Raw genomic sequence first — 24,830 nt, forward strand, 5'->3', positions numbered from 1 at the left:
CCGCCAGGGGAGCGGCGGACCCGCACATGATCATATTCGGGTGATACTGGGACATGGCCTTGCGGGAGTACTACCCACCGATCGAGCCGTACGAGTCCGGGCTGCTGGACGTCGGCGACGGCAACCGCGTCCACTGGGAGGTCTGCGGCAATCCGGACGGACTGCCGGCGGTGTTCCTGCACGGCGGGCCCGGTGGCGGGGTCCTGCCCGACCACCGGCGGTTCTTCGACCCGTCCCGGTACCGCGTCGTCCTGTTCGACCAGCGCAACTGCGGCCGGAGCCTGCCCGGAGCCGGGGACCCGGCGGTGCCGCTCGACCACAACACCACGCCGCACCTGGTGGCCGACATCGAGCGCCTGCGCGAGCACCTGTCGATCGAACGCTGGCTCGTGTTCGGCGGCAGCTGGGGGAGCACCCTCGCGCTCGCGTACGCGCAGGCGCATCCCGACCGGGTCAGCGCGATGGTGCTGCGCGGCATCTACCTCGTCCGTCCGTGGGACGAGGCGTGGGGGCTGGCCCCGACCGGCGCGGCGCGGCTCTTCCCGGCCGAGTGGGCGGCGTTCCGTGACGCGATCCCGCCCGCCGAGCAGGACGACCTGCTCGCCGCCTACGGGCGCCGGGCCGGCGACCCGGACCCGGCCGTCCACGTCCCCGCCGCCCGCGCCTGGGGCGCGTGGGAGCTGGCGGCCAACACTCTCCTGCCCGTCCCGGCGCCGGACCTGGACGACGCGGTGCTGGTGGCCTTCGCCCGCATCATGCTCCACTACATCGCGAACGGGGGCTTCCTCCCGGCCGGGGGGCTGCTCGCGGGAGTGGACCGCGTCCGGCACATCCCCGCCGTGATCGTGAACGGGCGCTACGACATGAAGACACCGCTGGAGCAGGCGTGGGAGCTGCACCGCGCGTGGCCGGAGGCGGAATTCCACATCGTCGAGGACGCCGGGCACGGCGGCGGCGAGCCCGGTACGCGCGACCGCCTCATCGAGGCCGCCGACGCCTTCGCCGCTCACTTTCCTGCGAAGTGGGCGCCTCCACATGTACCACCCAAGTCACTGCAGTGACGCGCGGGGGTGCGTAAGGTTCATTCCATGCCTAACAGCGAAGAGCGCGACAATAGCGGCCCCTTGGGGGCGGCCGCGGCTCCCCAGCGCGCGGTCTCCGAAGGCTCGGCGGACGAGGGCACGGGATCCAGGGCGCCCGTCGAGACCGTGGTCGCGCGCATGGGCGACCCGGTCACGGTCTGGCCGTGCGCCAACTGCGGGCGGCCCGTCCCGCAGCCGGTCGGTGCCGCCCGCACCGTCCGCTACTGCCAGGACAACGACGGCGCCTGCGCCCGCGAGGCGCGCGAGCGCCGCGACCGCGGCCGGGACGCGCCGGGCCTCACCGGGCAGGTCGCGTCGGCGTGGGAGATCGTCGAGCGGATGGAGCGGGCCGCCGACGCGCTCGCCGACTCACTGACCTCCGAGCTGAGCGTCGCCGGCGTGGAGCGCCGTGTCGCCGAGGTGCGCGCCGAGGCCGCCCGCGAGCTCGCCATCGCGCAGAGCGAGCGCGACGCCTCCCAGCGCAAGGCTGAGGAGGCGTGGCACGAGGCCGTCTCGGCCCGCAAGCGTGCCGAGACGGCCGAGGGAGACGCCGGGCGCGCCCGCGAGGAGGCCAAGCTCGCCACCGCCAAGCGCGACGCCGCGCAGCAGGCGTGGGAGGAGGCCCACCAGATCGCGCAGCAGTCCATGACGGCCAAGCTCGCCGCCGAGAGCGAGCGCGACCGGGTCGCGGCCCGCGAGGCCGAGCTGCTCGCCGCGCTGGAGGCCGCCCGGGCCGAGCTCGTCGGCCTGCACGCCAAGCTCGCCGAGTCGGAGGGCGCCGCCGAGGCACAGCGCGTGGAGGCCGCGGTCGCCAAGCAGGGCGCCGAGGACCTGCGCAACGCCATGCGCGACACCGAGGCCCAGCGGCAGCGGGCCATGCAGGCCGCCAGCAAGGCCGAGGCCGAGCGCACCACCGCCATGCGCGCCCAGTCGGAGGCCGAGGCGGAGCTCGTCCGCGCGGGCGCCCGGGCCGACGAGGCCGCCAAGGAGCGCGACGCCGCGCTGGCGCAGGCCGCGGCCGCGACGGCCGAGCGGGACGAGCTGAACACCAAGGTCAACGACCAGGCGGTGCAGCTGCGGCAGCTGTCGCAGTCGGTCGCCGAGCAGCAGGCCGCGCTCACCGCCCTCGCCGAGGAGCGCGACGCCGCCCGCGCCGAGGCCGACCGCGCCCGCCGCCAGATCGACCAGCTCACCCACAACACGCTGTCGTCGAACTTCCCGCCCGGCGGGCGGATGTCGGGCGGCGGCCACCCGTCGCCCCCGCCCGGGCCGCCTCCCTCGGGTGCCCCCGGCACCGCCCCGGCGCCCGGCATGCCGCCGGGCCCGCCCCCGATCGGCGGCCCCTTCCCGGGCGGCTCCCCGATGCCCCCCGGCGCGCCCGTCCCCCTCGGGGCGCCCGTACCGAACCTGCCGTCCGCCGCGAACGGGACGCCGGGCTCGACCACGGGCGGCCATCCCGCTCCCGGCGGGATGCCCCTGCCCCAGGTCCGCCCCGTCAACGGCGCGGACCGGGAGGACCCGCTGTTCACCGGTCACTGACCGCCCAGGCCCGGACGGCCGCGCCGTCCGGGCTCAGCCGAGGCCGGCCACCAGGACCAGCGCCAGCGCCAGCGCCGCCACCGAGGCGGACACCAGGACCTGCTCGCGCTCCCTCGCCGCGGTCCGCCGCGGCGTGAGAACCCGCCGATGGCTCCTGCCCATGTCCATCGCGGCGCGGCGGGCGCGCTCCCAGTAAGCCCCCGTGTACACGGCCAGCACCGCCAGCCCCACGATGAGTAATCCGTCTCCGCGCATCGATCTGCCTCCCGTTTTCCGCGGAAGCTCAGATTGAACAGCGGTTCCGGTGCGATTGACAGTGTCGGACGACACAGATCGCCGAATCGGCCGGACCCGGGCGGCCCCGCCGTCACATCGTCGGCCGGAGCGTCAGCGCCCGAACGTCTCGGGATCGACCTCGATCCAGATCTGCTCGGCGCGGCCCAGCAGCCGCCCGTCGGCCCCGTACAGGGCGGTCGCCGCGTGCATCTTGCGGCCCTCGCGGCTGCGCGCGAACCCCATCACCACGCACCGCTCACCGGCCTCCGGCACGTCCATGACCTGCGCCGTCATCGTGCCGAGCACCGCAGGGCGGCCCGCCACGTCGAACGACCAGCCGCCGGGGCAGTCAAGCGCGGCCCACACCAGCTCACGCTCGGGGACCCGCTCGGGGATCCACGGCGTCGCGACGGTGCCCTCGGCCACGGGCCCCGGTTCGAGCCGCAGCCCGTCGCCGGGTTCGCGGTCCGGCCCGCACACGAAGCAGCCCGGGAACGGGTGGTTCTCCGCCGCCCGGTACTTCTCCGCCGCCTTCAGCGCCTCCTCGAACGGGACGGCCGCGATGGGCGGTACCACGATCGCCCCCGCGAGCGCCTCGGCGATGAGCCGCTCGCCGTCCCACAGCCGCGCGCTGTGCCCGCGCTCGTCCTCCACCGTGACGGTGAGCTCGATGTCCAGCGGCGGCGGCCGCCGCAGCGTCACGGTCACCGTGTCGATCGGCACCCGCCCCGCCAGGCGCCCCGCCACGTACCCGCCGTTCCCCGACCCGTCCGGCCCGTGGAACCGCCTCTCGATGATCACTTCATGTCCCCCGTGCTCACTTCCACCACACCAAAACGGGACCGATCATATTGAGCCCCACCGACATCCCACCCCCCGGGGGTAGCCGGGCACCGCCCCGCTAGACGGCCCGGGAAGGCTGCGGCCTGCCCGGACGGGTGGTGAAGAAGACCGAGAGGGAGCCGCGCAGCCGTGCCCGGACGGTGTCCTCGTCGACGGGGCCGTCCGCGGGGACGGGGGTCCGGTCGAGGGCGCGGGCGATGAGCAGGTCGACGTTGCGGTCGGCGACGAGGACGGAGCACGTGTCGCACCCGTACCAGGGGTAGAGCATGTTGAGGACCGCCACGGCGGTGTCGTCGTCCGACAGGTGCGTGGTGTCCAGCTCGACCTCGAACATGTCGGTGTCGTCGGGGTCGAGCGTGGGGTAGTAGAGCCAGCGCGGCGCGGCCGCGCCGCAGAAGTCGCATGCCTGGTCGGGTGGAGCGGGCTCGCCGACCGCGAGCTCGAGCTCGTGGTCCCACGGCTCCACCCGCCGGTTGTGGCGGTAGCCGACGCCGTCGAGCGAACCCTCGCGGTTGTGCGTCACGTCGTGCACCTCGCCGCCGCAGCGGGCGCACATGAAGCCGAGGTCCTCCATGTCCCTCCCCGATCGCTGAGGCACCGGCTCTCACAGTATCCGGCCGGACGCCTCGCTCGTACCAGGCGGCGGCGTTCGGGTACGTTGAGGGTCCTTCACCGACGCATCCGCCCCGGCGACCCCGGTCTCCCGCGTCCGCACGCCGCATATCCCCCCGCGTGCCCTCATTTCGCGCTCTCGAACGGAGGCCCCGTGCCCGACGTCGTGCTGAACGCCGACAAGATCGATCTGGTGCGCGAGCGGCGGACGCTGCTCGACAGCGTCACGCTGACGGTGCTGCGCGGCGAGCACTGGGCGCTGATCGGCCCGAACGGGGCCGGCAAGAGCACGCTGCTCGGCATCCTCGGCGCCTACACCCACCCGACGCGCGGCACCGCGGAGATCCTCGGGCGCCGGCTCGGCCGCGTGGACGTCCAGGAGCTGCGCAGGCTGATCGGCCAGGTCAACCCGCGCCACCCCCTGGAGTCGTCGCGGACGGTGCGCGAGATCGTCCTGACCGGGGTGACGGGCACGATCGAGCTCGTCCCGCGCTGGACGCCGGACGAGGAGGACCTGCGCCGGGCGGACGAGCTGATCGCACTGATGGGCCTCACGCCCCGCACGGACGCCCGCTGGCCGAACCTGTCGCAGGGGGAGCGGGGCCGCACGCTGATCGCGCGGGCGCTGATGCCCGACCCGCCGCTGCTGCTGCTCGACGAGCCCGCCACGGGCCTGGACGTCGCCGCCCGGGAGCGGCTGCTCGCCGGCCTCGACCAGCTGCGCGCCGAGCGGCCCGACCTGACCACCGTGCTCGTCACGCACCATCTGGAGGAGCTGCCCGTCAGCACCAGCCACGCGCTGCTGCTGCGCGAGGGTCAGGTGCTCGCCTCAGGAGCGGCCGACGACGTCCTCACGACCGAGCTGGTCAGCGCGTGCTTCGACCATCCGATCGCGATCAGCCGGCACCACGGGCGCTGGGCCGCGACCGCCGGTCCGGCCTGACCGGGCGTCCCCGCCCGGCGGTTCCCGGCTGGGGCCTGTCTCGAAGTGGCCTCGGTCAAGCGCGCGAACGCGTGACCTGGCCGGTGGAGCGATGCCGGAGGCGAGCGGAGCCGGGCAGATCGCGAAGCGATGCCGCGTTCGCCCAGTACCGGTCACGTAGCGAGCCGCCAGGCGAGCGAAGTGGGCCGGGACTTTGAAACACAGCCGCCAGGCGAGCTACGTGGGCCGGGACTTCGAAACACGGCTAAGCGCCGGCGACGCGGTGCCGGGCCAGGTGGGCAAGCACCGACTGGTTCGCCTCCCACCCGTCCGGGAACTTGACCGGCACGCCGAGGTGCACCGGCTCGGCGGACGGATGCGCGTCCAGCAGTTCGGGGATGCCCGCCCGCGCCACCACGACGCACGCGTGGCGGTGCCGCGACGCCAGCACGCACAGCCGCCCCGACTCCAGGTGGAACGCGGTCGCGTCGCGGCGCCCCGACAGCGGGTGCAGCACGACCGTCACGTCGTACTCGCGGCCCTGGAGCCGGTTGGCGGTGTCGACGGTGATGCCCGCGCCGTGCGGCCCGAGCGCGGCGCGGATCGCGGTGACCTGGTCGCGGTGGGCCGCGCCGATCGCGACGCGCGCGGCGTCCACCGGGGCGGAGCCCAGCTCGGAGTGGGCGACGGGCCCGCGTTGCAGCAGCCGGACGGCGAGCGCCGCCGTCGCGCGGACGGCCTCGGCGTCGGTGCGCAGCGTGTGCCGGGCGGGCAGCTCGTAGAGGGCCCAGCCGGTGTCCGCCGCCTCTTCGAGCGCGTGGTCGTAGGTGGTGCCCATGCCCCGCGCGGCGAACTCCAGCCTCCGGTCGCCCGGCCCCGTCCCCGCGCGGAAACCGGTGAACGGGTAGAACGCCTCCGACACCACCGGCGCCGCCGACGCGGGCAGCCGCCAGGACACCGGCAGCCGGTGGACGGGAAGGTCGGGGTTGTGGGCGAGCAGGACCGACACGGCACTGCGCATCGGGTCCCAGGTCAGGCCCGCCCAGCGTTCGACCTCGACGGTGGAGAACGGGTCGAGCTGGCCGGGGTCGCCGACGAACAGCGCCCGCTCGAACCTCCCGGCGATGCGCAGCAGCAGGTCCGAGCGCATCTGGTAGGCCTCGTCCACGATCGCCCACGGCCACGACCCGTCCGACAGCGTCGCCCACTTCGCGCCCGTCGCGATGACGACGGTGTGCTCGGCGAGGTCGTCGGCCTTCTGCGTGACCCGCACCGACGGGTGCGCCATGACCCGCTCGGACGGCACGTAGCCCGACGCCGACAGCCGCCCGAGCGTGATGCCGGGATGCTTGGCGGCGATCCGGTCGATGAGGTCGTCGACCTGCTCGTTGGTCTGCGCCACGATCATCAGCCGCTCGCCGGCCTCGGCGAGGTGCGCGGCCGCGCGGACCACCAGCGTCGACTTGCCCGCGCCCGGCGGGGAGTCGACCACCACGCCGCGGTGCCCGCCGCCGAGGTCGGCCAGCACGCCGTCGACGACCCGCGCCGCGGCGTCGCCCGGACCGAGGGACGGCTCCGGGTCCCGCGCCGCCACCGGCGCCAGATGGCGGCCCGCGGGGCCGGTCACGACCATTCCTCTTCGGCGTCCTCGTCGGCCGGCACGTACTCGGCGGGCGGCCCGCCGTGCGTCCACGGCGTGTCCTCCCGGTCGGGGAACCTCGCCGCGCCGAACGAGCCCTCCGTCAGCGAGGTGAAGCACACCCGGTCGCCGACCGCGGGGACGGCGCCCGCCTCCGGGGTGAGCTTGCGGCCCATACCGCCGGTCAGCTCCACCAGCACCCCGCCGTCGTCCAACTCCACGATCCTCCCCTTGAGCGCCGGTCTGGCGGCACTGCACACGGTCGTGCCGACGTCGAGCCGCACCGGGTCCCGCGTGCCGACCCGCAGCAGCGGGCGCAGCTTCGGCCGCTTGCCCGTCTCGTCCAGCCGGGTGGGGTCGCACTCGGTGACCGTCCCGCCGAACGCCTGGCCGGCCAGCCGGTGCTCGGCCATCACCAGGGGGTCGTCGAACGCCCGCTGCGCGTCGTAGGCGTCCTGCGCGCGTTCGAGGTCGTGCAGCCGCCGCGCCGCGCGGACGGGCGGGTCGCGGCGCGCCTGAGGATACGCCTCGCCGAACGTCTGGTGGTAATAGGTGAAGGCGTCCCGGTCGCGCTCCCAGCGGCGCGGGACGCTCGCCCCCTCCGGCAGCGCGCGCAGCAGGCCGACGGCCCGCCACATCAGCTCCCAGGTCGGGGTGAGCTGGCTCGCGATCGCGGCGCGCAGCCGCTCTTCGGCGGCGGAGGCCCCGCCCGACCGGTCGTAGGCGGCGATCGCGGGGGCGAGGACCTCGTTGTCGAACGTCGGGTCGGTCGTCGGGCCCGCGGGTGGGCAGACGACGGGGTCCTCGGCGCGCGCCGCCGCGGCCGGGCCGTCGAGGCCGTCCGGCGGGTCGATCCAGCCCGTCAGCGCGGCGAGGTTGCCGTCCTCCAGCGAGCTCTGCCCGGTCGCCCAGTGCAGCCGCAGCAGCTCCGTCACCGCCCCCAGCAGGGACGACCCCGGATGGTCGTGGCGGTCGGCGAACCACGTCAGCCACCGGCCGAGCACCGGCACCGCCGGGTCCACCGCGTACGGGCCCTCGGTGCTGCGGAAGCGCGTCGACCGGCCCACCATCCGCAGGAACGCGACGCCGCCCCGGTTCGGCACGAGCAGCTGCGGCGCGTCCCCGTACCGGATCCGCTCATCGCCGTCCTTGCCCGGCGGCAGCTCCTCCACCGGGCCCCGGCTCGTCTCGATGTGGTTCAGGACGAGCTTGGCGAAGGTGGCCGCGAAGGCGAACCGCAGGTCGCGGTTGCGCGGCTGCGGGACCACGAGCATCGTGGCGTCGTCGGGCGCGCTGCCGAGCATCACGGCCAGCGGCGCCGCCGCCTCCCCGGCGAGCTTCAGCGGGACGAGCACGAGCGGGGCGCCGGAGACGTGGCAGTGCCGCACGGTCGCGAGCGGCTGCGCGATCCCGGCGTCCGCCGCCTGCAACCGCGCAAGCGAGGACAGTGCGCTCATGGGCGGATCACGCGGCCCCGTGCAGTGCCTCGTCGCGCAGCCGGGCCGCGGCGCGCAGCTGCTCGGCCGTCTCGGCCAGGTCGTCGGCGGGATGCAGCGACCCGTCCGCCAGCGCGAGCGCGGCCCCGATCGTGTCGATGCCGCCGAGGTCGTCGCGGACCGACCGGCCGAGCGCGCCCGTCGCGCCGCACGCCCGCGCCTCCTCCCGGCAGAACAGCGCCATCTCGCAGCCTGCCATGCACTCGGGCGCGTACCGCGCCTCGACGGCCCGCACGGACTCCGCGAGCGCCTCCCCGGGCTGGAACGTCAGGTCGTCCGGCAGTTCGGCGAGGATGTCGTCGACGCGGGTGAGCCGCGCGAGCTGCCGCTCCAGGACGGCGAGCTGCGGCCGCACGTCCAGCGGCGTCGCGGTGGGGCGGTTCGAGAAGTTCTCCGGGCAGACGAGGAACACCTCGTGCGACACGCGCGCCGGGTCGTGCCCGAGCTCGGCCGCCAGGCGGCGCAGCGCCAGCACGTACACGGCCGACTGGCGCGCCGCCGCCGCGACCTGCTCCGGCTCGGCCTGCCCGTCCACGACCGCGAACGACTTGATCTCGATGACGTGCATCCGCCCCTCGAGCTGGAACGCGATCACGTCCGGCTCCAGGTAGGCGGGCCGCCCGCCGATCTCCAGCCGCAGCAGCGGGTGGTCGAACAGCGTCCCCTCGCCGGTCTCCAGCGCGCGGGCGACCAGCCGCCGCGTGCGCGAGTGCCGCAGCTCCCGGCCCTCGTTGCCCGCGACCACCTCCAGGTCGTCGTAGGCGACCTCGGGGACGGCGAGGCCGAGCCGCTCGCGCAGCAGCGTCAGCAGCTCCGCGCACCCGTCCGCCTTCACCTGCGCCTCGAACGCGTTCCCGCGCGTGATCGCGAACTGGGACTGGCCGAACGGCGCGGGGAACCCCAGGGCCTTCGCCACCGCGTCCTTGTCGACGCCCGCCGCGTCCATCACGCCGCGGCGGGCGCAGCCCGGATTGGACGTGAGCGCGGCGATCGTGCGGGCGTCGTGGTTGCGCGGGGGCGCGTCGCCGCGCAGCCGGTCCAGGTCCGGCGCGGTGTCGGTCATCGGTCCGTCTCTCCGTTGATGGCGGGGCGCCGGCCGGGATCCCGCAGGGCCCGCAGCCGGGTGCCGAACAGTTGTTCGGCGTCGTCGAGCCTCTTCCGGGCGCGTGCCGCGGCCGACTCGCGCCGCCGCCGGTCCGGGGCGCGGTGCACGTCCAGCTCGGCCCGGGCGGCCTCCGCGAGCACGGCCGGATCGACTGTACCGACCGTACCGGTGACCGCACCGGGAATGTTGGACGCGAAACGCCACAGCAGCCGCTGCACGTCCGGCGACGGCGTCCCGCGCCCCGCGTGCTCGGCCAGGCGCAGCGCGCTGGTGAGGAAGTCGGTGCGCGGGCTGAGCGGCCCGACGACGCGCTGCTCCAGCGGCCACGTGCTCACGGTGAGGAGCCCGCGCGCGGGCGCCAGCAGGTCGGCGGTCAGCGCGGCGCACAGGTAGTACGGGCGCGCGTACGGCGCGGTGCGGAAGGAGCGCTCCTCGTCGCGGCGCAGGCTCGTCAGGCGGCTGCCCGGGATCTCGCCGGGGAAGAACGCCGCGTACACCGACCCGATCAGCTTCGGCGCGGCGGGCGCCCCGAGCAGGGTGAGCGCCTGGTGGACCTGCTCCCGGACGGGCAGCAGGCCGCGGGGGCCGTCGTCCTCGCCGCGGCGGGCGCCGGGCGCGGTGCCGTCGCCGAGGACGGCGTCGTCCCACGCGGTCTCGGCCCTGCGCAGCTCGGCGCGCAGCTCGCGGGCCCGCGCCCGGTCGCCGGCGGCCATGGCCCGGCGCACGGCGGCGCGCAGCTCGGCGATGCGCGTCTCCAGCTCGTCGGGGGTCGGGACGCCGGGGGACCGGGACATGCGGCAGACAGTACAGGTACTTCCCGACACTTCCAGTGTTTTCCAGTTTTGTGGTGTCCGGGGGGGCTCAGCGCGGCTTTCGCCACACGAGGGAGTAGCGCCACAGCAGGTGCCGGCGGAACACGGCCCCGGGCAGCAGCCGCAGCGCCTCGTCCCGGACCTCGCCCCACGTCATGTCGGGGTCCATGACCGGGGCGTCCGGGCTGCCCGCCCGCCGCCGGTTGCGGAGCCGGTGGAAGTAGTGCGCCGGCAGGCCGGCCGCCGAGTACGCCCGGTCGCGCGGCCCCTTGTTGTTCGCCAGCCCGATGACGATCAGGGTGCCGCCCGGCCTGAGGGCGCCGCGCATCGCCGTCAGGCTCTTGACGAAGTCCATGTGGTGGATCGCGGCGACACTGCAGACGAAGTCGTAGAAGTCCTCCGGCAGGTCGTATTCGAGAAGGCCCGCTTCGACGAAGTCGACGTTGCCGAAGCCCTCGCTCGCCCGCGCCGCCTCGGCGACCATCTCCGGCGACCGGTCGAGCCCGGTGACGTGCGCCGCCCGGGGCGCGAGGCGGCGCACCAGCAGGCCGTCACCGCAGCCGACGTCCAGCGCCTCCCCGCACCCGCGCGGCACGCTGCGCAGCACGACGCCGTGGTAGTGCGTGTTGTGGTTCCAGTAGTCGCCGGTCATCATCACCGCCGGGTCAGGTGCGCGGGTCGAGGCGGAGGGGGTGCCCCTCCGGGACCTCCACAATAACGATCTTGACGCCGTCGGGGTCCTCGATCCACATCTCGACCAGTCCCCACGCCTCCTCCCGCGGCTCCCGCGTGACGAGGGCGCCGGCGGCCGCGAGCCGCTCGTGCTCGGCCCGGACGTCGCGGACCTGGAGCCAGAGCATCGGCGACGACCCGGTCTCGCCGGCGCCGTGCCCCGACACCTCCAGCAAGCCCGGGCCGAGGAAGAACACCACGCCGGGAGAGCCGGCCGGGCCGAACTCCCGGTACACGGCGAGGCCCAGCACGTCGCGGTAGAAGCGCTGGGTGCGCGCCGGATCGCCGGAGCGAAGCAGGATGCGGCTGCTCAGTACGTCCATGCCACCATCCTGACCCGGTGCCCCTCCGCCGCGCGCACCGCCGCGCCCGGTGCCGGCCTGGTCGGCCGGGGTCAGTCCGCGAAGCTGGCGCGGTAGGTGGCGGCCATGTCCTCGTCGCCGTGCCCCTGCTCGATGGCCCGCCGGAACCGCTCGCCCGCCGCGTCGTTCACGTCGACGCGGACGCCCGCGGCCTCGGCGGAGTCGTGGATGAGCCTGGTGTTCTTCTCCGCGTTGCGGACGGCGAAGCTCGGCTCGAAGTCGCCGTCGAGCATCGCCTTCATCTTGGTCTGCAGGTAGGGGCTGTCGAGCGGGCCGCCGGTGAGGACCTCGCCGAGCAGGGACGGGTCGAGCCCGAGGCCCTTCGCCAGCGCGACCGACTCGGCGACGACCGAGGTCAGCGAGATGGCGTAGCTCACGGCGGCCAGCTTGAGGCGGGTGCCCGCGCCGCTCGCGCCGTCCTCGTCCAGCCACACCGTCCTGCCGCCGACCGCGCCGAAGACCGGCTCCAGGGCCTTGCGCGCGTCCTGCGGCCCGGCGGCGAGAATGATCAGCTTGCCCTGCTCGGCGGGCTGCTTGGTGCCCTGGACGGGGGAGTCGACGAACGTCAGCCCGTGGCCGGCGGCGAACCGGGCGAGCGCGGGCACGTCCGCGACGCCGACCGTGCCCATCTGCGCCCAGACCTGCCCGTCGCGCAGCGCGGACGCGGCGTCGTCCATCACCGCCAGGGCCGTCTCGGCGTCGTTCAGCATGGTGATGACGACGTCGGCGCCCCGGACGGCCTCGGCGGGTGAGGTCGCGACGGCGGCTCCGTCGGCGGCGAGCGGCTCAGCGCGGGCGGCCGTGCGGTTCCAGGCGGCGACCCCGTGGCCGTTCCGCAGCAGGTTGCGGGCCATCGCCGCGCCCATGATCCCGGTGCCGAGCACTGCGACCTGAGTCATCTGCCCCTCCTTTTGGACTGCTCGATACAGAATTGTGCGGGGACAACATTCGCACATCGCTGGCTGATGCGCATCCGCAGAGGTCCCTACCCGCCCGGAGGCGGGGATGCGTCGCCGCGCCCTCCGATCGGCGGCGGCCCGCCGGGCCGGTCAGCCGTAGGCGGGGCTGTCGCCGGGCGCGTCGCCGTACACGGCGGTGTAGGGCACGGCGAAGGCGTCGAGGGTGCGGTCGAGATGCGCCGACCACCAGCTCACGAGCGTGGCGGCGCCGCGCTCGCCCGCGCCGTCCTCGCCCAGGTAGCGGTGCCTCAGCGGCCCGACGTCGCAGAGCCGCTCCCACCATTCGCGGTGCACGGCCGACTGGATCTGCCCGGCGTCCAGCGGGAACGCGGAGCGGTGCCCGCGTACGAACGCCTCGACGCGGTCGAGGTCGAGGCCGCGCTCGTCCTCGCAGGCGAACAGACGTGCCGCCGAGCGCACGACCTCCCCGGCGACCGGGCCCGTGGTCAGGCCGTCCCAGCCGAGGACGGCCGTGACGTTGCCGGACCCGCCGTAGCGCAGGTGCCCGGCGTGGAAGGAGCCGTGCAGGTGCCCGACCGTGCTCACCTCGATGTCGGGCGGCTGGTGCCCCGCGAACTCGGTGAGCAGGTCGCGGCGCTCCCGCAGGCGGCGCGCGGTCAGCGCGTCGAAGTCGGTGCCGCCCCCGCCGTCCGGGACGTCGCGCAGCATCGTCTCGACGGCGGCGGCCGCGTCGGCGGCGCGCGGCGCGGGCACGAGCATGCTCTGCTGGACGGGCGGCGTGAGCTCGTCGAGCGCCGAGTGCAGCCGTCCGAGCAGCTCGCCGAGGGCCTCGCACTGGGCGAACGTCAGCTCCAGACCGCCGCGGCCGCGGCCGCCCACCCACGGGTACAGGACGTATCCGCGGCCGGCGGCGGTGACCAGGGTGCGGCCGCCGCGCGCCGGCACGGGCGCGAGCACCGGGAGACCCGCCGCGTCGAGCGCGGCCGTGACGCCGTGCTGGAACAGCACGCGGCGCCGGTCGGCACCGGCGTGCTCCCTGAGGAAGAACGCTCCGCCCGCCGTGTCGACCCGCCAGCTCCGGTGGCCCGGCCCGGTGGCCAGCGGGGTCGCCGCGTCCGGTGCGCCGATCTCCCAGCGCTTCAGCAGCCGCGGCGGTAGCGGCTCGGCGCCGGGCCCGCCGTCCGCCTTCGCCTGCCCGCCGCCGTCAGCCGGATCCGGGGTGCCGGCCCGGTGTCCGGTGTCGGCCCTGTCTCTGGCGTCAGCACTCTGGGACGTCGGCACCTCGGCACCTCGGCTGCTTCGGACGGACGGCGGTCGAATGGGTGTTCTACGCCGACGCTACACGTCCCAGCCGCGACGCGAAAGCGGACCGCGCGGTCCGGCGCCTCAGACGCGTTCGAGGACGACGACGGGGATGTCGCGGTCCGTCTTCTCCTGGTACTCGTCGTAGGCCGGCCAGGTGGCGGCCATCTTCCGCCAGAGCGGAGGCTTCTCGTCGGACGTCGCCGTGCGGGCCCGCGCGGTGAACTTGTCGCCCTTCACCTGCACCTTCACCTCGGGGTTCTCCTGCAGGTTGAGGTACCAGAGCGGCGGCTCGTCCGCTCCGCCCTTGGAGGCCACGACGAGGTAGGCGTCGCCTTCCGTCTGGTAGATGAGCGGTGTCGTGCGCTCCTTGCCGCTGCGCCGTCCCGTCGTGGTGAGCAGGAGGGTGACGGTGCCCTGCCAGTCGTGCCCCTCCGCACCGTCGGTCGCCCGGTACCGGTCGACGTGTTCCTTGCCGTACAGCATGGTTTTCTCCTCATTTCGCCATGGCCATAAGGGCGCACCCCTGTAACCCACGACCCAGGGCAGCCCTTCCCCGGTTCACTACCCTGGCGTGGTGGATGATGCGGCGGAGGTGGCACGGCGGTGCGCCGAGACGATGTACGCGCAGGACAAGGTGGCGCAGGACCTCGGCATGCGGATCACCGAGATCGCGCCGGGGCGGGCGCGGCTGCGGATGACGGTGGCCGAGACCATGGTGAACGGCCACGGGATCGCCCACGGCGGCTACCTGTTCCTGCTCGCCGACTCGGCGTTCGCCTACGCGTGCAACACCTACGACTCCGTGACGGTCGCGGCGTCCGCCGACGTGGTGTTCGTCGCGAGCGCGCGCGGCGGGGACGTTCTGGAGGCGACAGCCGTCGAACGCACCCGGTACGGGCGGAACGGCGTCTACGACGTCACGGTGCGCCGCGTCCCCGGCGGCGAGGTCATCGCGGAGTTCCGCGGCGGAAGCCGTAGCCGGGACCAGCGCGTCCTGGACGGCGGCGCGCCCTGAGGCGCACGGGTCACAGCTCGTTCAGGACCCGGGTGAGGTAGCGCGAGGTCTCGTCGGGACGCTCGGCGGTGATGCACAGGTTGTTCATCGCGCGCATGTAGGTGTCGACGTCGGTCGGCTTGTCGAGGTAGAGCGCGCTGGTGAGCTGCTCCAGGTAGACGACGTCGGACAGGCCGGGCTCGGCGAAGCGCAGGATGGTGAACGGGCCTCCTGCGGCGGCGTGCCCTCCCGCACCGAACGGGACGATCTGCAGCGTCACGTTGGGCAGCTCCGACACCTCGATCAGATGCCGGATCTGGTCGCGCATCACATCGCGGCCGCCGAGCGGACGGCGAACGACCGCCTCGTCCAGCACGGCCCACAGCGTCGGTGCCTCGGGGGAGGTGAACCGCTCCTGCCGGGTGGTGCGGATCTGGACGCGGCGCTCGACCTCCTCATCGCTGGCGTCGGAGTACCCGAGCCGGATGACGGCGCGTGCGTAGTCTTCGGTCTGCAGCAGACCGGGCACGAACTGCAACTCGTAGGTGCGCAGCAGGGAGGCGGCCTCTTCTAGGCCCAGGTACACCTCGAACCAACTCGGGAGGATGTCGCCGTACCGGTGCCACCAGCCGGGGGTGTTGGCCTCCTTGGCGAGCGCCAGCAGCGGGGCGCGCTCCGCGGGGTCGGCGACGCCGTACAGGGTGAGCAGATCGGCGACGTCCCGCTCCTTGAAGCCGACCCTGCCCAGCTCCATCCGGCTGATCTTGGAATGCGAGCCGCGGATCTCGTAGCCCGCCTGCTCGGTGGAGATTCCGCGCGACTCGCGCAGCCGCCGCAGTTGCGCCCCGAGGAGAATGCGCAGGACGGTGGGCCCACCGCGGCGCGGATAATCGATCAGCCGTCCGGCCGGATCACCTTCGGACGGAGGTGTTGGGGCAGCTGAATCCTGGGGCAAGGGGTCACCAGCCAGTCGACGGGTCTGCTCGTGGGCGGAACGGCACCGCCCTATGTTAGAGGATGCGCGGGCGTTTTTGGGTAGTAGCAATACCGCCTTGCGGACCCGGCGCCTCCGAACGTCTCTTGACCTGCGCGAAGCCGCTGCTTAGCGGCGTGAACAGTGCGGTCGGTGGCGGTGCGGATGCGGAACGTCGCGGTGTCGTCGCGCCGGAGTCGGCCCGATGGTCATTTCCCCGGCCCTTGGATGGCGCACGAATTTGGGAGTGCTCTCCGGCAATGCGGGCGGCCAATCCTGACAGGCCATTTCGCGGGCGGTAGCCGCCCCCGTGAATGTCCCTGACCACTTATTTGGCGAACATTCCCCGCGGTACGCACCGCGCGCTCGGCCGGCCGAGTGATGAAGCTCTCGTCCCGCGCGGGCGCGATCTCGGGCGCCCGCGGCGTTCTCCCTTCAGAGTGGTGGTGGCGGTGACCGCCGCTCCGTCAGGCGAACACGCCCCTCGCATCTGGGAGAGCACATGAACGCGACCCGTGAACGACCGGAGATCCGATTCCTGACCTCGGGCGACGTCTCGGCGCACGAGCGCGCGGCGGCCGAGCGGGCCGTCCGCGACGCGCTGGCCGGCGCCCGCGGCGTCACGTCCGTCCAGGTCACGCTGAGCGTGGTGGCCGACCGGTCGCTGCCGCGCCCCGCCCTGGCCCAGGCCGTCGTCGAGTTCGACGGCCGCCGCGTGCGCGCGCAGGCCGCCGCGCCCCGCATCGACGAGGCCGTCGACATGCTCCGCGAACGCCTGGCGATCCGGGCGAGCTCCCTGCAGGCCGGCTGAGCCGCCCGACGACGAGCCTGCGGAAACGAGCGGCGGCGCCCCGCACGGGGACGCCGCCGTCGATGGCTTCAGGGCCTCACGCGTCGCGCCGGGAGACGACGAGGGCCGCGAGACCGAGCGGCACGAGCGCGTACGCGAGCAGCACGGCCGTCGCCGCGCCGGGGGACAGCAGGTCGCCGTAGATGGAGTTGTCCGCGCCGAGCCCCGCGATCTGGGCGGGCAGGCCGCCGGGCAGGACCGAGCCGGCACGCTCGCTCCACGGCCGCGGCAGGTGGAAGACGAGCAGCGGCAGTACGTGCCACACGAACACCAGCGACACGAGCGTCCCCGCCGTGGAACGCAGCAGCACCCCGAGCGCCAGGCCGAGCAGCGCGAACACCGGCACCGCCGTCCCCTCGACGAGGAAGCCGGACAGGTCGTGGACGACGGAGGCGCGCTGGTCCGGGAACGGGCGGTCGCCGATGACGAGCCGGGTCCCGAGGAACGAGCCGACCGTCGCCGCCTCCCCGGCGACCAGGGCGACCGTCCCGACCACCACCGCCTTGGCCGGCACCAGCACGTGCCGCCTCGGGAGCACGGTGAGGGTCGCGCGGATCATCCCCGTGCGGTACTCGGACGTGACGGACAGCGCGCCGAGCACCGCGAGGCACAGCGACGCCACCCACGTGCTGAGCTCCTGCAACGGTCGCAGCAGGAACTCGTCGCGCCGGTCGGCGGAGAGGCCGTCCCAGACGTGCGCCATCTGGATCGCGAGCAGCACCGTGAACCCGGTGAAGGCCGCCGCCACGGCCAGCACCCAGTAGGTCGAGCGGATCGAGCGCAGCTTGCGCCACTCGGCGGCGACCGCATGGACGATCACGCGTCCCTCCGAGTGAACGAGAAGGCGCCGGCCGCGAGCGCGACGACCACGTACGTCACCAGCAGTGCGAACGCGGCGGACGGCGCCAGCACACCGTGGTCGGTCGGCGAGCCCGGCGCGGCCGCGATCTGGTTGGACAGGTTGCCGGGCAGCGCCGACGAGATCCGCTCGTCCCACGGCGGCGGCAGCAGCCGGGCGAGGCCGGGCGCCACGAACAGCACGACCGTGCCCGCCGTGATCGTCGCGGCCGTGGAGCGGAGGACGGCGCCCAGCGCGAAGGCGATGAGCGTGATCGCCGCGGTGGTCAGGCCGAGCCACAGCAGGTGGACCGCGACGTCCGCCACCGGTCCCTGGAACGTGGCCACGGGACGATCGCCCACGATCGCGTTCCCGGCGGCGGTTCCCGCGGCGAGCGCCGCCAGCGACGCGGCGAGCATGGCGGCCGCCGCCACCCCGCCCTTCGCCGCGTACAGGGCCAGGCGGTTCGGCAGCACGGCCAGCGTCGTCCGGACCATCCCGTGCGAGTACTCCGACGTGATCGTCAGCGCCCCCAGCACCACCGCGCACACCGGCAGCGCCACGGCCAGGGGCTGCTCCGCCGGAGCCGCCGTCGCCTTCGCCTTCCGCGCGGCCGGCAGACCGTCCCAGTAGCGAGTCACGTACCAGGACCACAGGACGCAGAGAAGCATGAACGCCGCGACCGTTCCGAGGACGGCGAAGGTCGAGCGGACGGTCCGGAGCTTGTACCACTCCGCGGAGAGCGCGTCGATCACGGCGCCACCGCCCCGAACTCGGTGCTCTCCGCGGTCAGCTCCATGTAGGCCTCCTCCAGAGAGGCGCTGTGCTGCGTCACCCCGTGCAGCGGGATCCCGTGCGCCGCGGCCGTGTCGCCGATGGCGGCGACGTCCAGCCCGGTGACCGTGAGGGCCCCGCCCGGCGCGGGCTCGACCAGGCCGCCCGCCGCGGCGAGCACGGCGGTCAGCTCCGCCGGACGGGGCGAGCGGACCAGCACCCCGCGCCGGAACCGGTCCGCCAGCTCCCGCACCGACGTGTCCGCGATCAGCCGCCCGCGCCCGATGATGACCAGCCGGTCGGCCGTCAGCTCCATCTCGCTCATCAGATGGCTGGAGATCAGGACCGTCCGGCCCTCGGCGGCCAGCGCCCGCATCAGCTCGCGGATCCAGCGGACGCCGTCGGGGTCGAGGCCGTTCACCGGCTCGTCGAACATCAGCACCCCCGGATCGCCCAGCAGTGCCGCGGCGATCCCGAGCCGCTGCCGCATCCCCAGCGAGAACCCGGCGACCCGCTTGCGCGCGACCCCGGCAAGCCCCACCTGCTCCAGGACCTCCGCCACCCGCCGCGTCCCGATCCCGTTGCTGCGCGCCAGCCAGCCGAGATGGTCGAACGCCCGGCGCCCGCCCTGCACCGCGCCCGCGTCCAGCAGCGCTCCCACCTCGCGCATCGGCCGCCTCAGCGCCGTGTACCGCCCGCCGTTGACCAGCGCCTCACCGGACGCGGGCCGGTCCAGGCCCAGCACGATCCGCATCGTCGTCGACTTGCCGGCCCCGTTCGGGCCGAGGAACCCCGTCACCGTCCCCGGCCTCACCGTGAAGGACAGGCGGTCCACCGCGGTCGTGCCGCCGTAGCGCTTGGTCAGCTCGCGTACCTCGATCATGCCGTCGAGCGTCGTACGCCACCGCCCCTCAGCACATCGGAACGGGGGCGGGGACCGCGCGTGCGACCGTGCTCCGAGCCCGTCCCGCCGCCTCCGCCCCCGGTATGACGGCCGCCGGCATGAGGCGCGGGCGCCGGCCGTGCCGCTACCTTTCCTGACGTGGACGAATCCGAGCTGCGCTCCCCGCTTCCGCGGCTCAGCCGGCGCGGCCTCATCGGCCTCGACGCCGGGGCCGCGCTCCTCTACGCCCTCGTCCTGCTGGCGCTGCCGGCGGGCACCGGCGCCTCGCCGCTCCTCGCCGTCCCGCTCGGCGCCGCCGCGGCCCTGCCCCTCGCGGTCCGGCGCCTGTGGCCCGTCCCGGTCTTCGCCGCCGTCCTGTCCGCCTCGACCGCCGCGCTGCTCCTCGACCTTCCCTGGGACACCTACGCCTCCGCGGGGTTCGCCCTCTACCAGGTCGCGCTCACCCGGCGCCGCCGCCGCTGGGTCCCCACCCTGCTCATCGGCGTCGTCAGCGCCGTGTTCATCTTCGCCGGCGCCGTCGTCGGCCCCGTCGGAGCGCAGGCCGAGATCCTCGGACGGCTCCTGCTCGGCGCCTCCGTCCTCGGCGCGTCCTGGACGCTCGGCCGCGTCGTCCGCGAACGCCGCGCCCACGCCGCGCACGACGCCCGCCGCCTCGCCGACCAGGCCGTCTCCGGCGAGCGGCTCCGCATCGCCCGCGAGCTCCACGACGTCGTCGCGCACAGCATGAGCCTCATCGCCGTCAAGGCCGGCGTCGCCGTCCACGTCGCCGAGGCCCGCCCCGAGGAGGCCCTCGACGCGCTCCGGGTCATCGAGACCACCAGCCGCGGCACGCTCGCCGAGATGCGCCACCTCCTCGGCGTCCTGCGCACCGGCGCCGCCGACGCCGACCTCACCCCGTCCCCGGGCCTCGCCGACCTGACCGGCCTCGCCGAGCGCGCCGCCATGGCCGGCGTCCACGTCGACCTGGACGTCGACGCGGGGGAGCTCCCCGAGGGCGTCGCGCTCTCCGCCTACCGCATCGTCCAGGAAGCGGTCACCAACGTCGTGAAGCACGCGGCTCCCGCGCGCTGCCGCGTCCGCGTCAGAGCCGACGGGCTGCGGATGCAGATCGACGTCGCCGACGACGGGCCCGGGACCCGCGTCCTGCCGGGCGGCGGCGGGCACGGTCTCATCGGCATGCGCGAACGCGTCATGATGTACGGCGGCGACTTCACCGCCGGCCCGCGTCCCGAAGGCGGCTTCGCCGTGTCCGCCGCCTTCCCGTACGACTCCTAGGAACCCCGTTGGATCTGAGCGTCCTCGTCGCCGACGACCAGGCCCTGCTGCGCGGCAGCTTCCGCGTCCTGATCGACACCGCGCCCGGCCTGCGCACCGTCGGCGAGGCCGGCACCGGGGCCGAGGCAGTCGAGCTGGCCGCCCGGGAACGCCCGGACGTCGTGCTCATGGACGTCCGCATGCCCGAGATGGACGGCATCGAGGCCACCCAGCGCATCTGCACCGACCTGCCGGACATCCGCGTCCTGATCCTCACCACCTTCGATCTGGACACCTACGTCTACTCGGCGCTGCGGGCAGGGGCGAGCGGCTTCCTGCTGAAGGACACCCCTCCGGCCGACCTGCTGTCGGCGATCCGCGTCGTGGCGTCGGGCGAGTCGCTGCTGGCCCCCTCGGTGACCCGGCGGCTGATCGCCGAGTTCGTCCGCCGCCCAGGCCCCGCGCAGCCCCCGCCGGCCGGCCTGGACGCCCTCACCGACCGCGAGCGCGAGGTCCTCACCCTCATCGCCCGCGGCCTGTCCAACACCGAACTCGCCGAGCACCTCCACCTGAGCCCCGCCACCGTGAAGACCCACATCGGCCACCTGCTCGCCAAGCTCCACGCCCGCGACCGGGCCCAGCTGGTCATCACCGCCTACGAGACCGGCCTCGTCCGCCCCCGCTGACCCAGTTCTGGTCTGCGCGGCTCGGTGCGACGGTCAGAGCAGGACCGGGGCCAGACGTTCGAACTGGTCGGCCGCCGAGGCCAGGTCGGGGGTGAACACCGTGACGCAGACATGGTCGGCTCCCGCGTCGAGGTGCCCCTGGATCCGTTCGGCGATCGCGGCCTCGTCGCCCCAGTTGAAGCAGGCGTCGATGACCTCGTCGGAGCCGCCGCCGGAGATCGCCTCGTCCTCGTATCCGAGCGCCTTGAGCGAGCGGACGTAGGGGGATCCCGGAAGCTCCAGCATCTGGGTCCCTCTAGCGAGACCGCGCGCCTTCACCGGATCGGTCTCAAGGATGGCTGTCTGCAGGACGACGAGCAGCTTCTCGTCGCCGAGCCTTTCCCGGGCCTGCCTGGTGTGCTCGACAGGCATCGCGGCGGGAAGCGCTCCGTCCGCGCGGTCCCGAGCCAGCTCCTGCATCTTCGGGCCGAGGGCCGCCAGCAGCCGCGGGAAGGGCTTTTCGGGCACCGGTGCCGCGTCGACGGCCGCGTCCATGCCGTCGAGGTACTCGCGCATCCGGTTCAGCGGGCTCGTCCACTTCTGCCCGCTCCGCTCCACGATCGCCCCCATGCTGACGCCCACGCCGAGCGCGAGCCGTCCGGGGTAGGCGTCGGCCAGGACCGACGCGGCGCCCTGCATGGCGGCGGGGTGCCGCGCCCACAGGTTCGCGATGGCCGAGCCGAGAACGATCCGCTCCGTGGCGGCGAGCATCACGCTCAACTGTGTGAACACCTCCCGGCCGCCGACGGCCTCGTTCACCCAGATCGCCCCGTAGCCCGCCCGCTCCACGCGCTGCGCCGCACGCCGCCATTCGCCGGCCGGCGCGATGGGCGTCACGAGCCCGACACCGATCCTGCCGAGCCCCGCCCGCGCCTCGTCCACCGCCGTCATCGGTCCTCCTATAATCGGAACGAGCAACCCGCTTAGGACGTTACCGGAACGCCCGCCCCGCTTGTCAATCGATGAAGGAGGTGCCGGGTGAGCGGACGGCCCCAGCGAGCCGACGCGCGCCGGAACCGCGAACGCATCCTCGAGGCGGCGTTCGAGGCCTTCGCCGCCGACGGCCGCCTCGTCCCGCTCGACGACATCGCCCGCCGGGCTGGTGTCGGGGCCGGGACCGTGTACCGGCACTTCCCGACCAAGGAGGCCCTGTTCCAGGCGGTCGTCACGGAACGCATCGAGCGGATCGTGGACGAGGCGGAGGCCCTCGTCCACGCGGAGGAGCCGGGGGAGGCCTTCTACGGCTACCTCATGTGGGTCGTGGAGCGCGCGATGTTCAACCACGCCCTGTGCGACGCCCTGGCCGCGGACCTGGGAACACTCGATGCCCGCGGCACGGACGAGCGGTTCACCTTGGCTCTCGGTGAGTTGCTGCGGCGGGCGCAGGCGGTTGGCGCGGTCCGTCCGGACGTGGACGTCCAGGACGTCCGCTCCCTCATGGTCGGGGCCATGGTGATGGAACGCCGGCGCCGCCCCGAGGGCGGCCCCGGACGCATGACGGCTCTGGCGTGCGACGCCCTCCGTCTCGTAACGAAAGACGACGAAACAGGGCCCCGGGAGCGTAACGAAAGAGGGTGCGCGGTATGCGGGAAGCCGCTCGCCGCCGCGCCGACGGGACGCCCCGCCCGCTTCTGCGGCCCCGCCTGCCGCCAGAAGGCCCATCGCCGCCGGAAAACCGCTTGAGTCACGTCGCGTCCCCGCGCCACGCTGGCCAGATCATGCGCACACGTGAGATCCGCGCCTGCTACGACCGAGACTCGATCACCGTCTACCAGGCCTACGCACCCGAGATCGGCGTCCCGGCCGCGAAGAGCGGCACCTTCGTCCCGCCGTTCTCCCGGAGCCGCATGACCTGGATCAAACCGTCATTCCTGTGGCTCATGGCCCGCAGCGACTGGGCGCGCAAACCCGGTCAGGAGACGATTCTCGCCGTCCGCATCAGCCGGGCCGGCTGGGAAGAAGCGCTGGGTCTGGCCGTCCCGACCGACCCCGACCGCCGCGTCTTCCGGAGCACCGAAGATTGGCGCCGCCGCTTCGCGAAGGCGGTCGTGCACGTCCAATGGGACCCCGAACGCTCCCTCCACGGCCGGAAACTCGAAGCGCGCAGCATCCAGATAGGCCTCAGCCGCCACATCGTCGACCGCTACGTCGACGACTGGATCCTCGGCATCGAAGATCTCACCCCGCTGGTCCGCAAGATCCAGGGACTCCGCAAGGCCGGCCGGACACCTCAAGTCAGAGCCCTGCTCCCCAGCGAACGCCCCTACCCCCTGACCACCGCCCTGGTCACCCGCCTCGGAGCTTCCGAGCAGCCGGTGACTCCAGATCGCGCATAGGCGGGCCTGCGCCGAGCAAGGGCCGCGCCGCATCATCGCGTGCGAATCGCCTCCAGGCGATCGGCCAGCTCCCGGGGCCGGCTCAGCGCGACGAGGTGTCCGCCGGGCATCTCCTCCACCGGAATCCCCAACCGTTCGCCCACCACCCTCCGCTGGAACTCCAGCGGAAAGAGGCGGTCGTCGCGCCCCTGCAGAAACACGGTCGGTGTGCTGGGCCACTTGCGGAGCGGCCAAGGCTCCGCGAACGGGGTGGAGGACTGCGCGGGCTCCTGCGACAGCGCCACGGCCTTCACATCGTCCGGCACGTCGTGGAAGAAGCACTCCTCGATGTCGAACTCCGCGGACGGGACCCGTCCCTCGCGGACGGCCTGGTCGGACATCGCCTTCGCCTGCCCGGTGTTCCCCCACCAGTCACCGCCCGTCTCGCCCGGCGAGGGGACCATGGCGTTGAGCAGCACCAGCAGATCGACCGGCAGTCGCTCGCAGACAAGGGGTGCTGTGAAACCACCCATCGACTGCGCCACCAGGATCAGGTCCGTCCGGTCGCCGATCGCCTCGACGACCGTGTCGGCGTACTCCGACAGGCCCGCAGAGTCGTCCCCTGCGGGAAGCTCCACGGCCACGACGTCATGCCCGCGCGCCTTCAGCTCAGGCACCAGGCGATGCCAGAACCAGGCCTGTCCGCCCGCGCCCGGGATGAGTGTGTATGTCGCCATGTTCATCGTCCTCCGAAGCGCGACACTAGCGAGCCCCACTGACATTCCCGTCCCCGTGCCAGGAGCCAGCTACGCACCCATCCCGGCGTGTCGCTCGCTTCGAACAAGTGTTCGGGCTAGCTTGTCGTCTCGTGCTGATCGATGAACCGGTCTCGGCGGAGACCACGCCCACGGGCCGCCCCTCCCAGATCACCGGCCCCCGAGGCCGCTACCACGTGCGCCGAGTCCTGGAAGAATGGCAGGCCCCAGGCCAGGCGAGGTTCTACCGCCTCCAGGTAGCGACACCGGACGGCCCCGCGATCGCCGAGGTAATCGCCCCCCACAAACCCGGCCCCTGGACCCTCCACCAGGTCTGGCCCTAACCCCAACCCACACCCGCCACAGCCACAGCCGCACACCCGGCGCCCAAATCAAGAACAACCAGGAACCACGTCACCCAAGAGGGCCCCCAACGAGGACGCCCAGACGCAATCGCCAAGAGGCGCCAAGCACCAGCCTCCGCAAGAATGGAGAACCAGGGGACACGGCACCGGAGACCCTCCTCAAGGAGACCGGCGGGGCCCGGCTCGGAAGCAACAAACGACACCGGCACCGGCGAGAAGCGGGAAACGCGTCGCCCTGAGATGGTCCCTAAGCACAGCACCGGAGCGCGATCGTCCTGCAGGCACCAAGCAGCGTCGGTAACGCGGGCGTGCAAGAGACGCGGCACCTTGAGATGGGTTCCCGAGGGGTCGGCAGGTCGCGGTCGTCTCGGAGGAGGGGCGTTGGCGACGCCGGGTGCAGGAGCGCGTCACCTTGAGATAGTCCCCAAAGAGAACGCC

Annotated in this window: 27 protein-coding genes; 9 read left to right on the forward strand and 18 right to left on the reverse strand. The window is 73.8% G+C overall.

Annotated elements, in window-relative coordinates:
- Nucleotides 1–59: 59 nt before the first annotated feature.
- Together pip and BJY14_RS39990 are read left to right on the forward strand one after the other, a co-directional pair.
- Nucleotides 60–1,061 (forward strand): prolyl aminopeptidase, encoded by a 1,002-nt coding sequence (pip, locus tag BJY14_RS39985; protein ID WP_218907553.1) that lies wholly within the window; start codon nucleotides 60–62, stop codon nucleotides 1,059–1,061.
- 27 nt (nucleotides 1,062–1,088) lie between these two features.
- Nucleotides 1,089–2,621: a coiled-coil domain-containing protein gene (locus tag BJY14_RS39990; RefSeq protein WP_179848343.1), complete on the forward strand. Its 1,533-nt coding sequence runs from the start codon at nucleotides 1,089–1,091 to the stop codon at nucleotides 2,619–2,621.
- 33 nt (nucleotides 2,622–2,654) lie between these two features.
- On the opposite strand, the gene BJY14_RS39995 is transcribed toward BJY14_RS39990, so the two are convergent.
- The 3 genes from BJY14_RS39995 to BJY14_RS40005 form a co-directional block, all read right to left on the reverse strand.
- Complete coding sequence (locus BJY14_RS39995; RefSeq protein ID WP_179848344.1) at nucleotides 2,655–2,876, reverse strand: hypothetical protein; 222 nt, start codon at nucleotides 2,874–2,876, stop codon at nucleotides 2,655–2,657.
- Nucleotides 2,877–3,008: 132 nt separating this feature from the next.
- Nucleotides 3,009–3,698: a thioesterase family protein gene (locus BJY14_RS40000; protein ID WP_179848345.1), complete on the reverse strand. Its 690-nt coding sequence runs from the start codon at nucleotides 3,696–3,698 to the stop codon at nucleotides 3,009–3,011.
- Nucleotides 3,699–3,798: 100 nt separating this feature from the next.
- A complete protein-coding gene (locus BJY14_RS40005; RefSeq protein ID WP_179848346.1) occupies nucleotides 3,799–4,314 on the reverse strand; it encodes a hypothetical protein in 516 nt (171 codons plus the stop codon).
- A gap of 192 nt (nucleotides 4,315–4,506) precedes the next feature.
- On the opposite strand from BJY14_RS40005, the gene BJY14_RS40010 reads away from it, so the two are divergent.
- A complete protein-coding gene (locus BJY14_RS40010) occupies nucleotides 4,507–5,295 on the forward strand; it encodes an ABC transporter ATP-binding protein (protein ID WP_179848347.1) in 789 nt (262 codons plus the stop codon).
- Nucleotides 5,296–5,539: 244 nt separating this feature from the next.
- On the opposite strand, the gene BJY14_RS40015 is transcribed toward BJY14_RS40010, so the two are convergent.
- The 9 genes from BJY14_RS40015 to BJY14_RS40055 all read right to left on the reverse strand — a co-directional run bounded on the left by BJY14_RS40015 (nucleotide 5,540) and on the right by BJY14_RS40055 (nucleotide 14,128).
- On the reverse strand, nucleotides 5,540–6,868 hold the full coding sequence (locus BJY14_RS40015) for an AAA family ATPase (RefSeq protein ID WP_376770064.1): 1,329 nt from the start codon (nucleotides 6,866–6,868) through the stop codon (nucleotides 5,540–5,542).
- A 29-nt stretch (nucleotides 6,869–6,897) separates the two neighbouring features.
- Nucleotides 6,898–8,370: a hypothetical protein gene (locus tag BJY14_RS40020; RefSeq protein ID WP_179848349.1), complete on the reverse strand. Its 1,473-nt coding sequence runs from the start codon at nucleotides 8,368–8,370 to the stop codon at nucleotides 6,898–6,900.
- A gap of 7 nt (nucleotides 8,371–8,377) precedes the next feature.
- Nucleotides 8,378–9,472: a hypothetical protein gene (locus BJY14_RS40025; RefSeq protein ID WP_179848350.1), complete on the reverse strand. Its 1,095-nt coding sequence runs from the start codon at nucleotides 9,470–9,472 to the stop codon at nucleotides 8,378–8,380.
- Complete coding sequence (locus BJY14_RS40030) at nucleotides 9,469–10,308, reverse strand: hypothetical protein (protein WP_179848351.1); 840 nt, start codon at nucleotides 10,306–10,308, stop codon at nucleotides 9,469–9,471. The genes BJY14_RS40025 and BJY14_RS40030 overlap by 4 nt, the downstream gene beginning before the upstream one ends.
- Nucleotides 10,309–10,375: 67 nt before the next feature.
- Nucleotides 10,376–10,981, reverse strand: a complete 606-nt coding sequence (locus BJY14_RS40035) for a class I SAM-dependent methyltransferase (RefSeq protein WP_179848352.1) — start codon at nucleotides 10,979–10,981, stop codon at nucleotides 10,376–10,378.
- A gap of 10 nt (nucleotides 10,982–10,991) precedes the next feature.
- A complete protein-coding gene (locus tag BJY14_RS40040) occupies nucleotides 10,992–11,381 on the reverse strand; it encodes a VOC family protein (RefSeq protein ID WP_179848353.1) in 390 nt (129 codons plus the stop codon).
- A gap of 71 nt (nucleotides 11,382–11,452) precedes the next feature.
- Nucleotides 11,453–12,319, reverse strand: a complete 867-nt coding sequence (locus BJY14_RS40045) for an NAD(P)-dependent oxidoreductase (RefSeq protein ID WP_179848354.1) — start codon at nucleotides 12,317–12,319, stop codon at nucleotides 11,453–11,455.
- Nucleotides 12,320–12,469: 150 nt separating this feature from the next.
- Nucleotides 12,470–13,621 carry a phosphotransferase enzyme family protein gene (locus BJY14_RS40050; RefSeq protein ID WP_312879666.1) on the reverse strand — a complete coding sequence of 384 codons (1,152 nt, stop codon included), beginning with the start codon at nucleotides 13,619–13,621 and terminating at the stop codon, nucleotides 12,470–12,472.
- Nucleotides 13,622–13,726: 105 nt separating this feature from the next.
- Nucleotides 13,727–14,128, reverse strand: a complete 402-nt coding sequence (locus BJY14_RS40055; protein ID WP_179848355.1) for a nitroreductase family deazaflavin-dependent oxidoreductase — start codon at nucleotides 14,126–14,128, stop codon at nucleotides 13,727–13,729.
- A gap of 91 nt (nucleotides 14,129–14,219) precedes the next feature.
- On the opposite strand from BJY14_RS40055, the gene paaI reads away from it, so the two are divergent.
- Entirely contained in the window at nucleotides 14,220–14,660 is a 441-nt protein-coding gene (gene paaI / locus BJY14_RS40060) for a hydroxyphenylacetyl-CoA thioesterase PaaI (RefSeq protein WP_312879668.1), read from the forward strand.
- Nucleotides 14,661–14,670: 10 nt separating this feature from the next.
- Here paaI and BJY14_RS40065 read toward each other — a convergent pair whose 3' ends face one another.
- A complete protein-coding gene (locus BJY14_RS40065) occupies nucleotides 14,671–15,537 on the reverse strand; it encodes a Sco1979 family transcriptional regulator (protein WP_179849931.1) in 867 nt (288 codons plus the stop codon).
- A gap of 577 nt (nucleotides 15,538–16,114) precedes the next feature.
- Here BJY14_RS40065 and BJY14_RS40070 point away from each other — a divergent pair.
- Nucleotides 16,115–16,423 (forward strand): hypothetical protein, encoded by a 309-nt coding sequence (locus BJY14_RS40070; RefSeq protein WP_179848356.1) that lies wholly within the window; start codon nucleotides 16,115–16,117, stop codon nucleotides 16,421–16,423.
- 76 nt (nucleotides 16,424–16,499) lie between these two features.
- Here BJY14_RS40070 and BJY14_RS40075 read toward each other — a convergent pair whose 3' ends face one another.
- From BJY14_RS40075 to BJY14_RS40085, 3 genes are read right to left on the reverse strand one after another with little or no spacing between them, the layout of a single operon-like run.
- Nucleotides 16,500–17,282 carry an ABC transporter permease gene (locus tag BJY14_RS40075; protein WP_179848357.1) on the reverse strand — a complete coding sequence of 261 codons (783 nt, stop codon included), beginning with the start codon at nucleotides 17,280–17,282 and terminating at the stop codon, nucleotides 16,500–16,502.
- Nucleotides 17,279–18,055 (reverse strand): ABC transporter permease, encoded by a 777-nt coding sequence (locus BJY14_RS40080; RefSeq protein WP_179848358.1) that lies wholly within the window; start codon nucleotides 18,053–18,055, stop codon nucleotides 17,279–17,281. Before BJY14_RS40080 ends, BJY14_RS40075 begins: the two co-directional genes overlap by 4 nt.
- Entirely contained in the window at nucleotides 18,052–18,957 is a 906-nt protein-coding gene (locus tag BJY14_RS40085) for an ATP-binding cassette domain-containing protein (protein WP_179848359.1), read from the reverse strand. Before BJY14_RS40085 ends, BJY14_RS40080 begins: the two co-directional genes overlap by 4 nt.
- A gap of 159 nt (nucleotides 18,958–19,116) precedes the next feature.
- Between BJY14_RS40085 and BJY14_RS40090 the strand changes: the two genes are divergently transcribed.
- Both BJY14_RS40090 and BJY14_RS40095 read left to right on the forward strand, forming a co-directional pair.
- Nucleotides 19,117–20,253: a sensor histidine kinase gene (locus BJY14_RS40090; protein ID WP_312879669.1), complete on the forward strand. Its 1,137-nt coding sequence runs from the start codon at nucleotides 19,117–19,119 to the stop codon at nucleotides 20,251–20,253.
- A gap of 8 nt (nucleotides 20,254–20,261) precedes the next feature.
- Nucleotides 20,262–20,918, forward strand: a complete 657-nt coding sequence (locus BJY14_RS40095; protein ID WP_179848360.1) for a response regulator — start codon at nucleotides 20,262–20,264, stop codon at nucleotides 20,916–20,918.
- A 33-nt stretch (nucleotides 20,919–20,951) separates the two neighbouring features.
- Here BJY14_RS40095 and BJY14_RS40100 read toward each other — a convergent pair whose 3' ends face one another.
- Nucleotides 20,952–21,848: a TIGR03620 family F420-dependent LLM class oxidoreductase gene (locus BJY14_RS40100; RefSeq protein WP_179848361.1), complete on the reverse strand. Its 897-nt coding sequence runs from the start codon at nucleotides 21,846–21,848 to the stop codon at nucleotides 20,952–20,954.
- 87 nt (nucleotides 21,849–21,935) lie between these two features.
- On the opposite strand from BJY14_RS40100, the gene BJY14_RS40105 reads away from it, so the two are divergent.
- Both BJY14_RS40105 and BJY14_RS40110 read left to right on the forward strand, forming a co-directional pair.
- Entirely contained in the window at nucleotides 21,936–22,640 is a 705-nt protein-coding gene (locus BJY14_RS40105) for a TetR/AcrR family transcriptional regulator (RefSeq protein ID WP_179848362.1), read from the forward strand.
- 35 nt (nucleotides 22,641–22,675) lie between these two features.
- Nucleotides 22,676–23,293, forward strand: coding sequence for a DUF4291 domain-containing protein (locus BJY14_RS40110; RefSeq protein ID WP_218905808.1), 618 nt, complete (start codon nucleotides 22,676–22,678; stop codon nucleotides 23,291–23,293).
- Nucleotides 23,294–23,325: 32 nt separating this feature from the next.
- Here BJY14_RS40110 and BJY14_RS40115 read toward each other — a convergent pair whose 3' ends face one another.
- Nucleotides 23,326–24,009: an alpha/beta fold hydrolase gene (locus BJY14_RS40115; RefSeq protein WP_179848363.1), complete on the reverse strand. Its 684-nt coding sequence runs from the start codon at nucleotides 24,007–24,009 to the stop codon at nucleotides 23,326–23,328.
- Nucleotides 24,010–24,830 lie beyond the last annotated feature (821 nt).

The organism is Actinomadura luteofluorescens, assembly GCF_013409365.1.
Taxonomy (GTDB): Bacteria; Actinomycetota; Actinomycetes; order Streptosporangiales; family Streptosporangiaceae; genus Spirillospora; species Spirillospora luteofluorescens.

What these genes read in the sequence shown, in the direction of transcription:
- BJY14_RS39995 (WP_179848344.1), bottom strand. Translation starts at nt 2,876, where the DNA reads ATGCGCGGAGACGGATTACTCATCGTGGGGCTGGCGGTGCTGGCCGTG.
- BJY14_RS40020 (WP_179848349.1), bottom strand. Translation starts at nt 8,370, where the DNA reads ATGAGCGCACTGTCCTCGCTTGCGCGGTTGCAGGCGGCGGACGCCGGG.
- BJY14_RS40070 (WP_179848356.1), top strand. Translation starts at nt 16,115, where the DNA reads ATGAACGCGACCCGTGAACGACCGGAGATCCGATTCCTGACCTCGGGC.
- BJY14_RS40030 (WP_179848351.1), bottom strand. Translation starts at nt 10,308, where the DNA reads ATGTCCCGGTCCCCCGGCGTCCCGACCCCCGACGAGCTGGAGACGCGC.
- BJY14_RS40025 (WP_179848350.1), bottom strand. Translation starts at nt 9,472, where the DNA reads ATGACCGACACCGCGCCGGACCTGGACCGGCTGCGCGGCGACGCGCCC.
- BJY14_RS40110 (WP_218905808.1), top strand. Translation starts at nt 22,676, where the DNA reads ATGCGCACACGTGAGATCCGCGCCTGCTACGACCGAGACTCGATCACC.
- BJY14_RS40005 (WP_179848346.1), bottom strand. Translation starts at nt 4,314, where the DNA reads ATGGAGGACCTCGGCTTCATGTGCGCCCGCTGCGGCGGCGAGGTGCAC.
- BJY14_RS40100 (WP_179848361.1), bottom strand. Translation starts at nt 21,848, where the DNA reads ATGACGGCGGTGGACGAGGCGCGGGCGGGGCTCGGCAGGATCGGTGTC.
- BJY14_RS40035 (WP_179848352.1), bottom strand. Translation starts at nt 10,981, where the DNA reads ATGATGACCGGCGACTACTGGAACCACAACACGCACTACCACGGCGTC.
- BJY14_RS39990 (WP_179848343.1), top strand. Translation starts at nt 1,089, where the DNA reads ATGCCTAACAGCGAAGAGCGCGACAATAGCGGCCCCTTGGGGGCGGCC.
- BJY14_RS40045 (WP_179848354.1), bottom strand. Translation starts at nt 12,319, where the DNA reads ATGACTCAGGTCGCAGTGCTCGGCACCGGGATCATGGGCGCGGCGATG.
- BJY14_RS40055 (WP_179848355.1), bottom strand. Translation starts at nt 14,128, where the DNA reads ATGCTGTACGGCAAGGAACACGTCGACCGGTACCGGGCGACCGACGGT.
- BJY14_RS40085 (WP_179848359.1), bottom strand. Translation starts at nt 18,957, where the DNA reads ATGATCGAGGTACGCGAGCTGACCAAGCGCTACGGCGGCACGACCGCG.
- BJY14_RS40115 (WP_179848363.1), bottom strand. Translation starts at nt 24,009, where the DNA reads ATGGCGACATACACACTCATCCCGGGCGCGGGCGGACAGGCCTGGTTC.
- BJY14_RS40040 (WP_179848353.1), bottom strand. Translation starts at nt 11,381, where the DNA reads ATGGACGTACTGAGCAGCCGCATCCTGCTTCGCTCCGGCGATCCGGCG.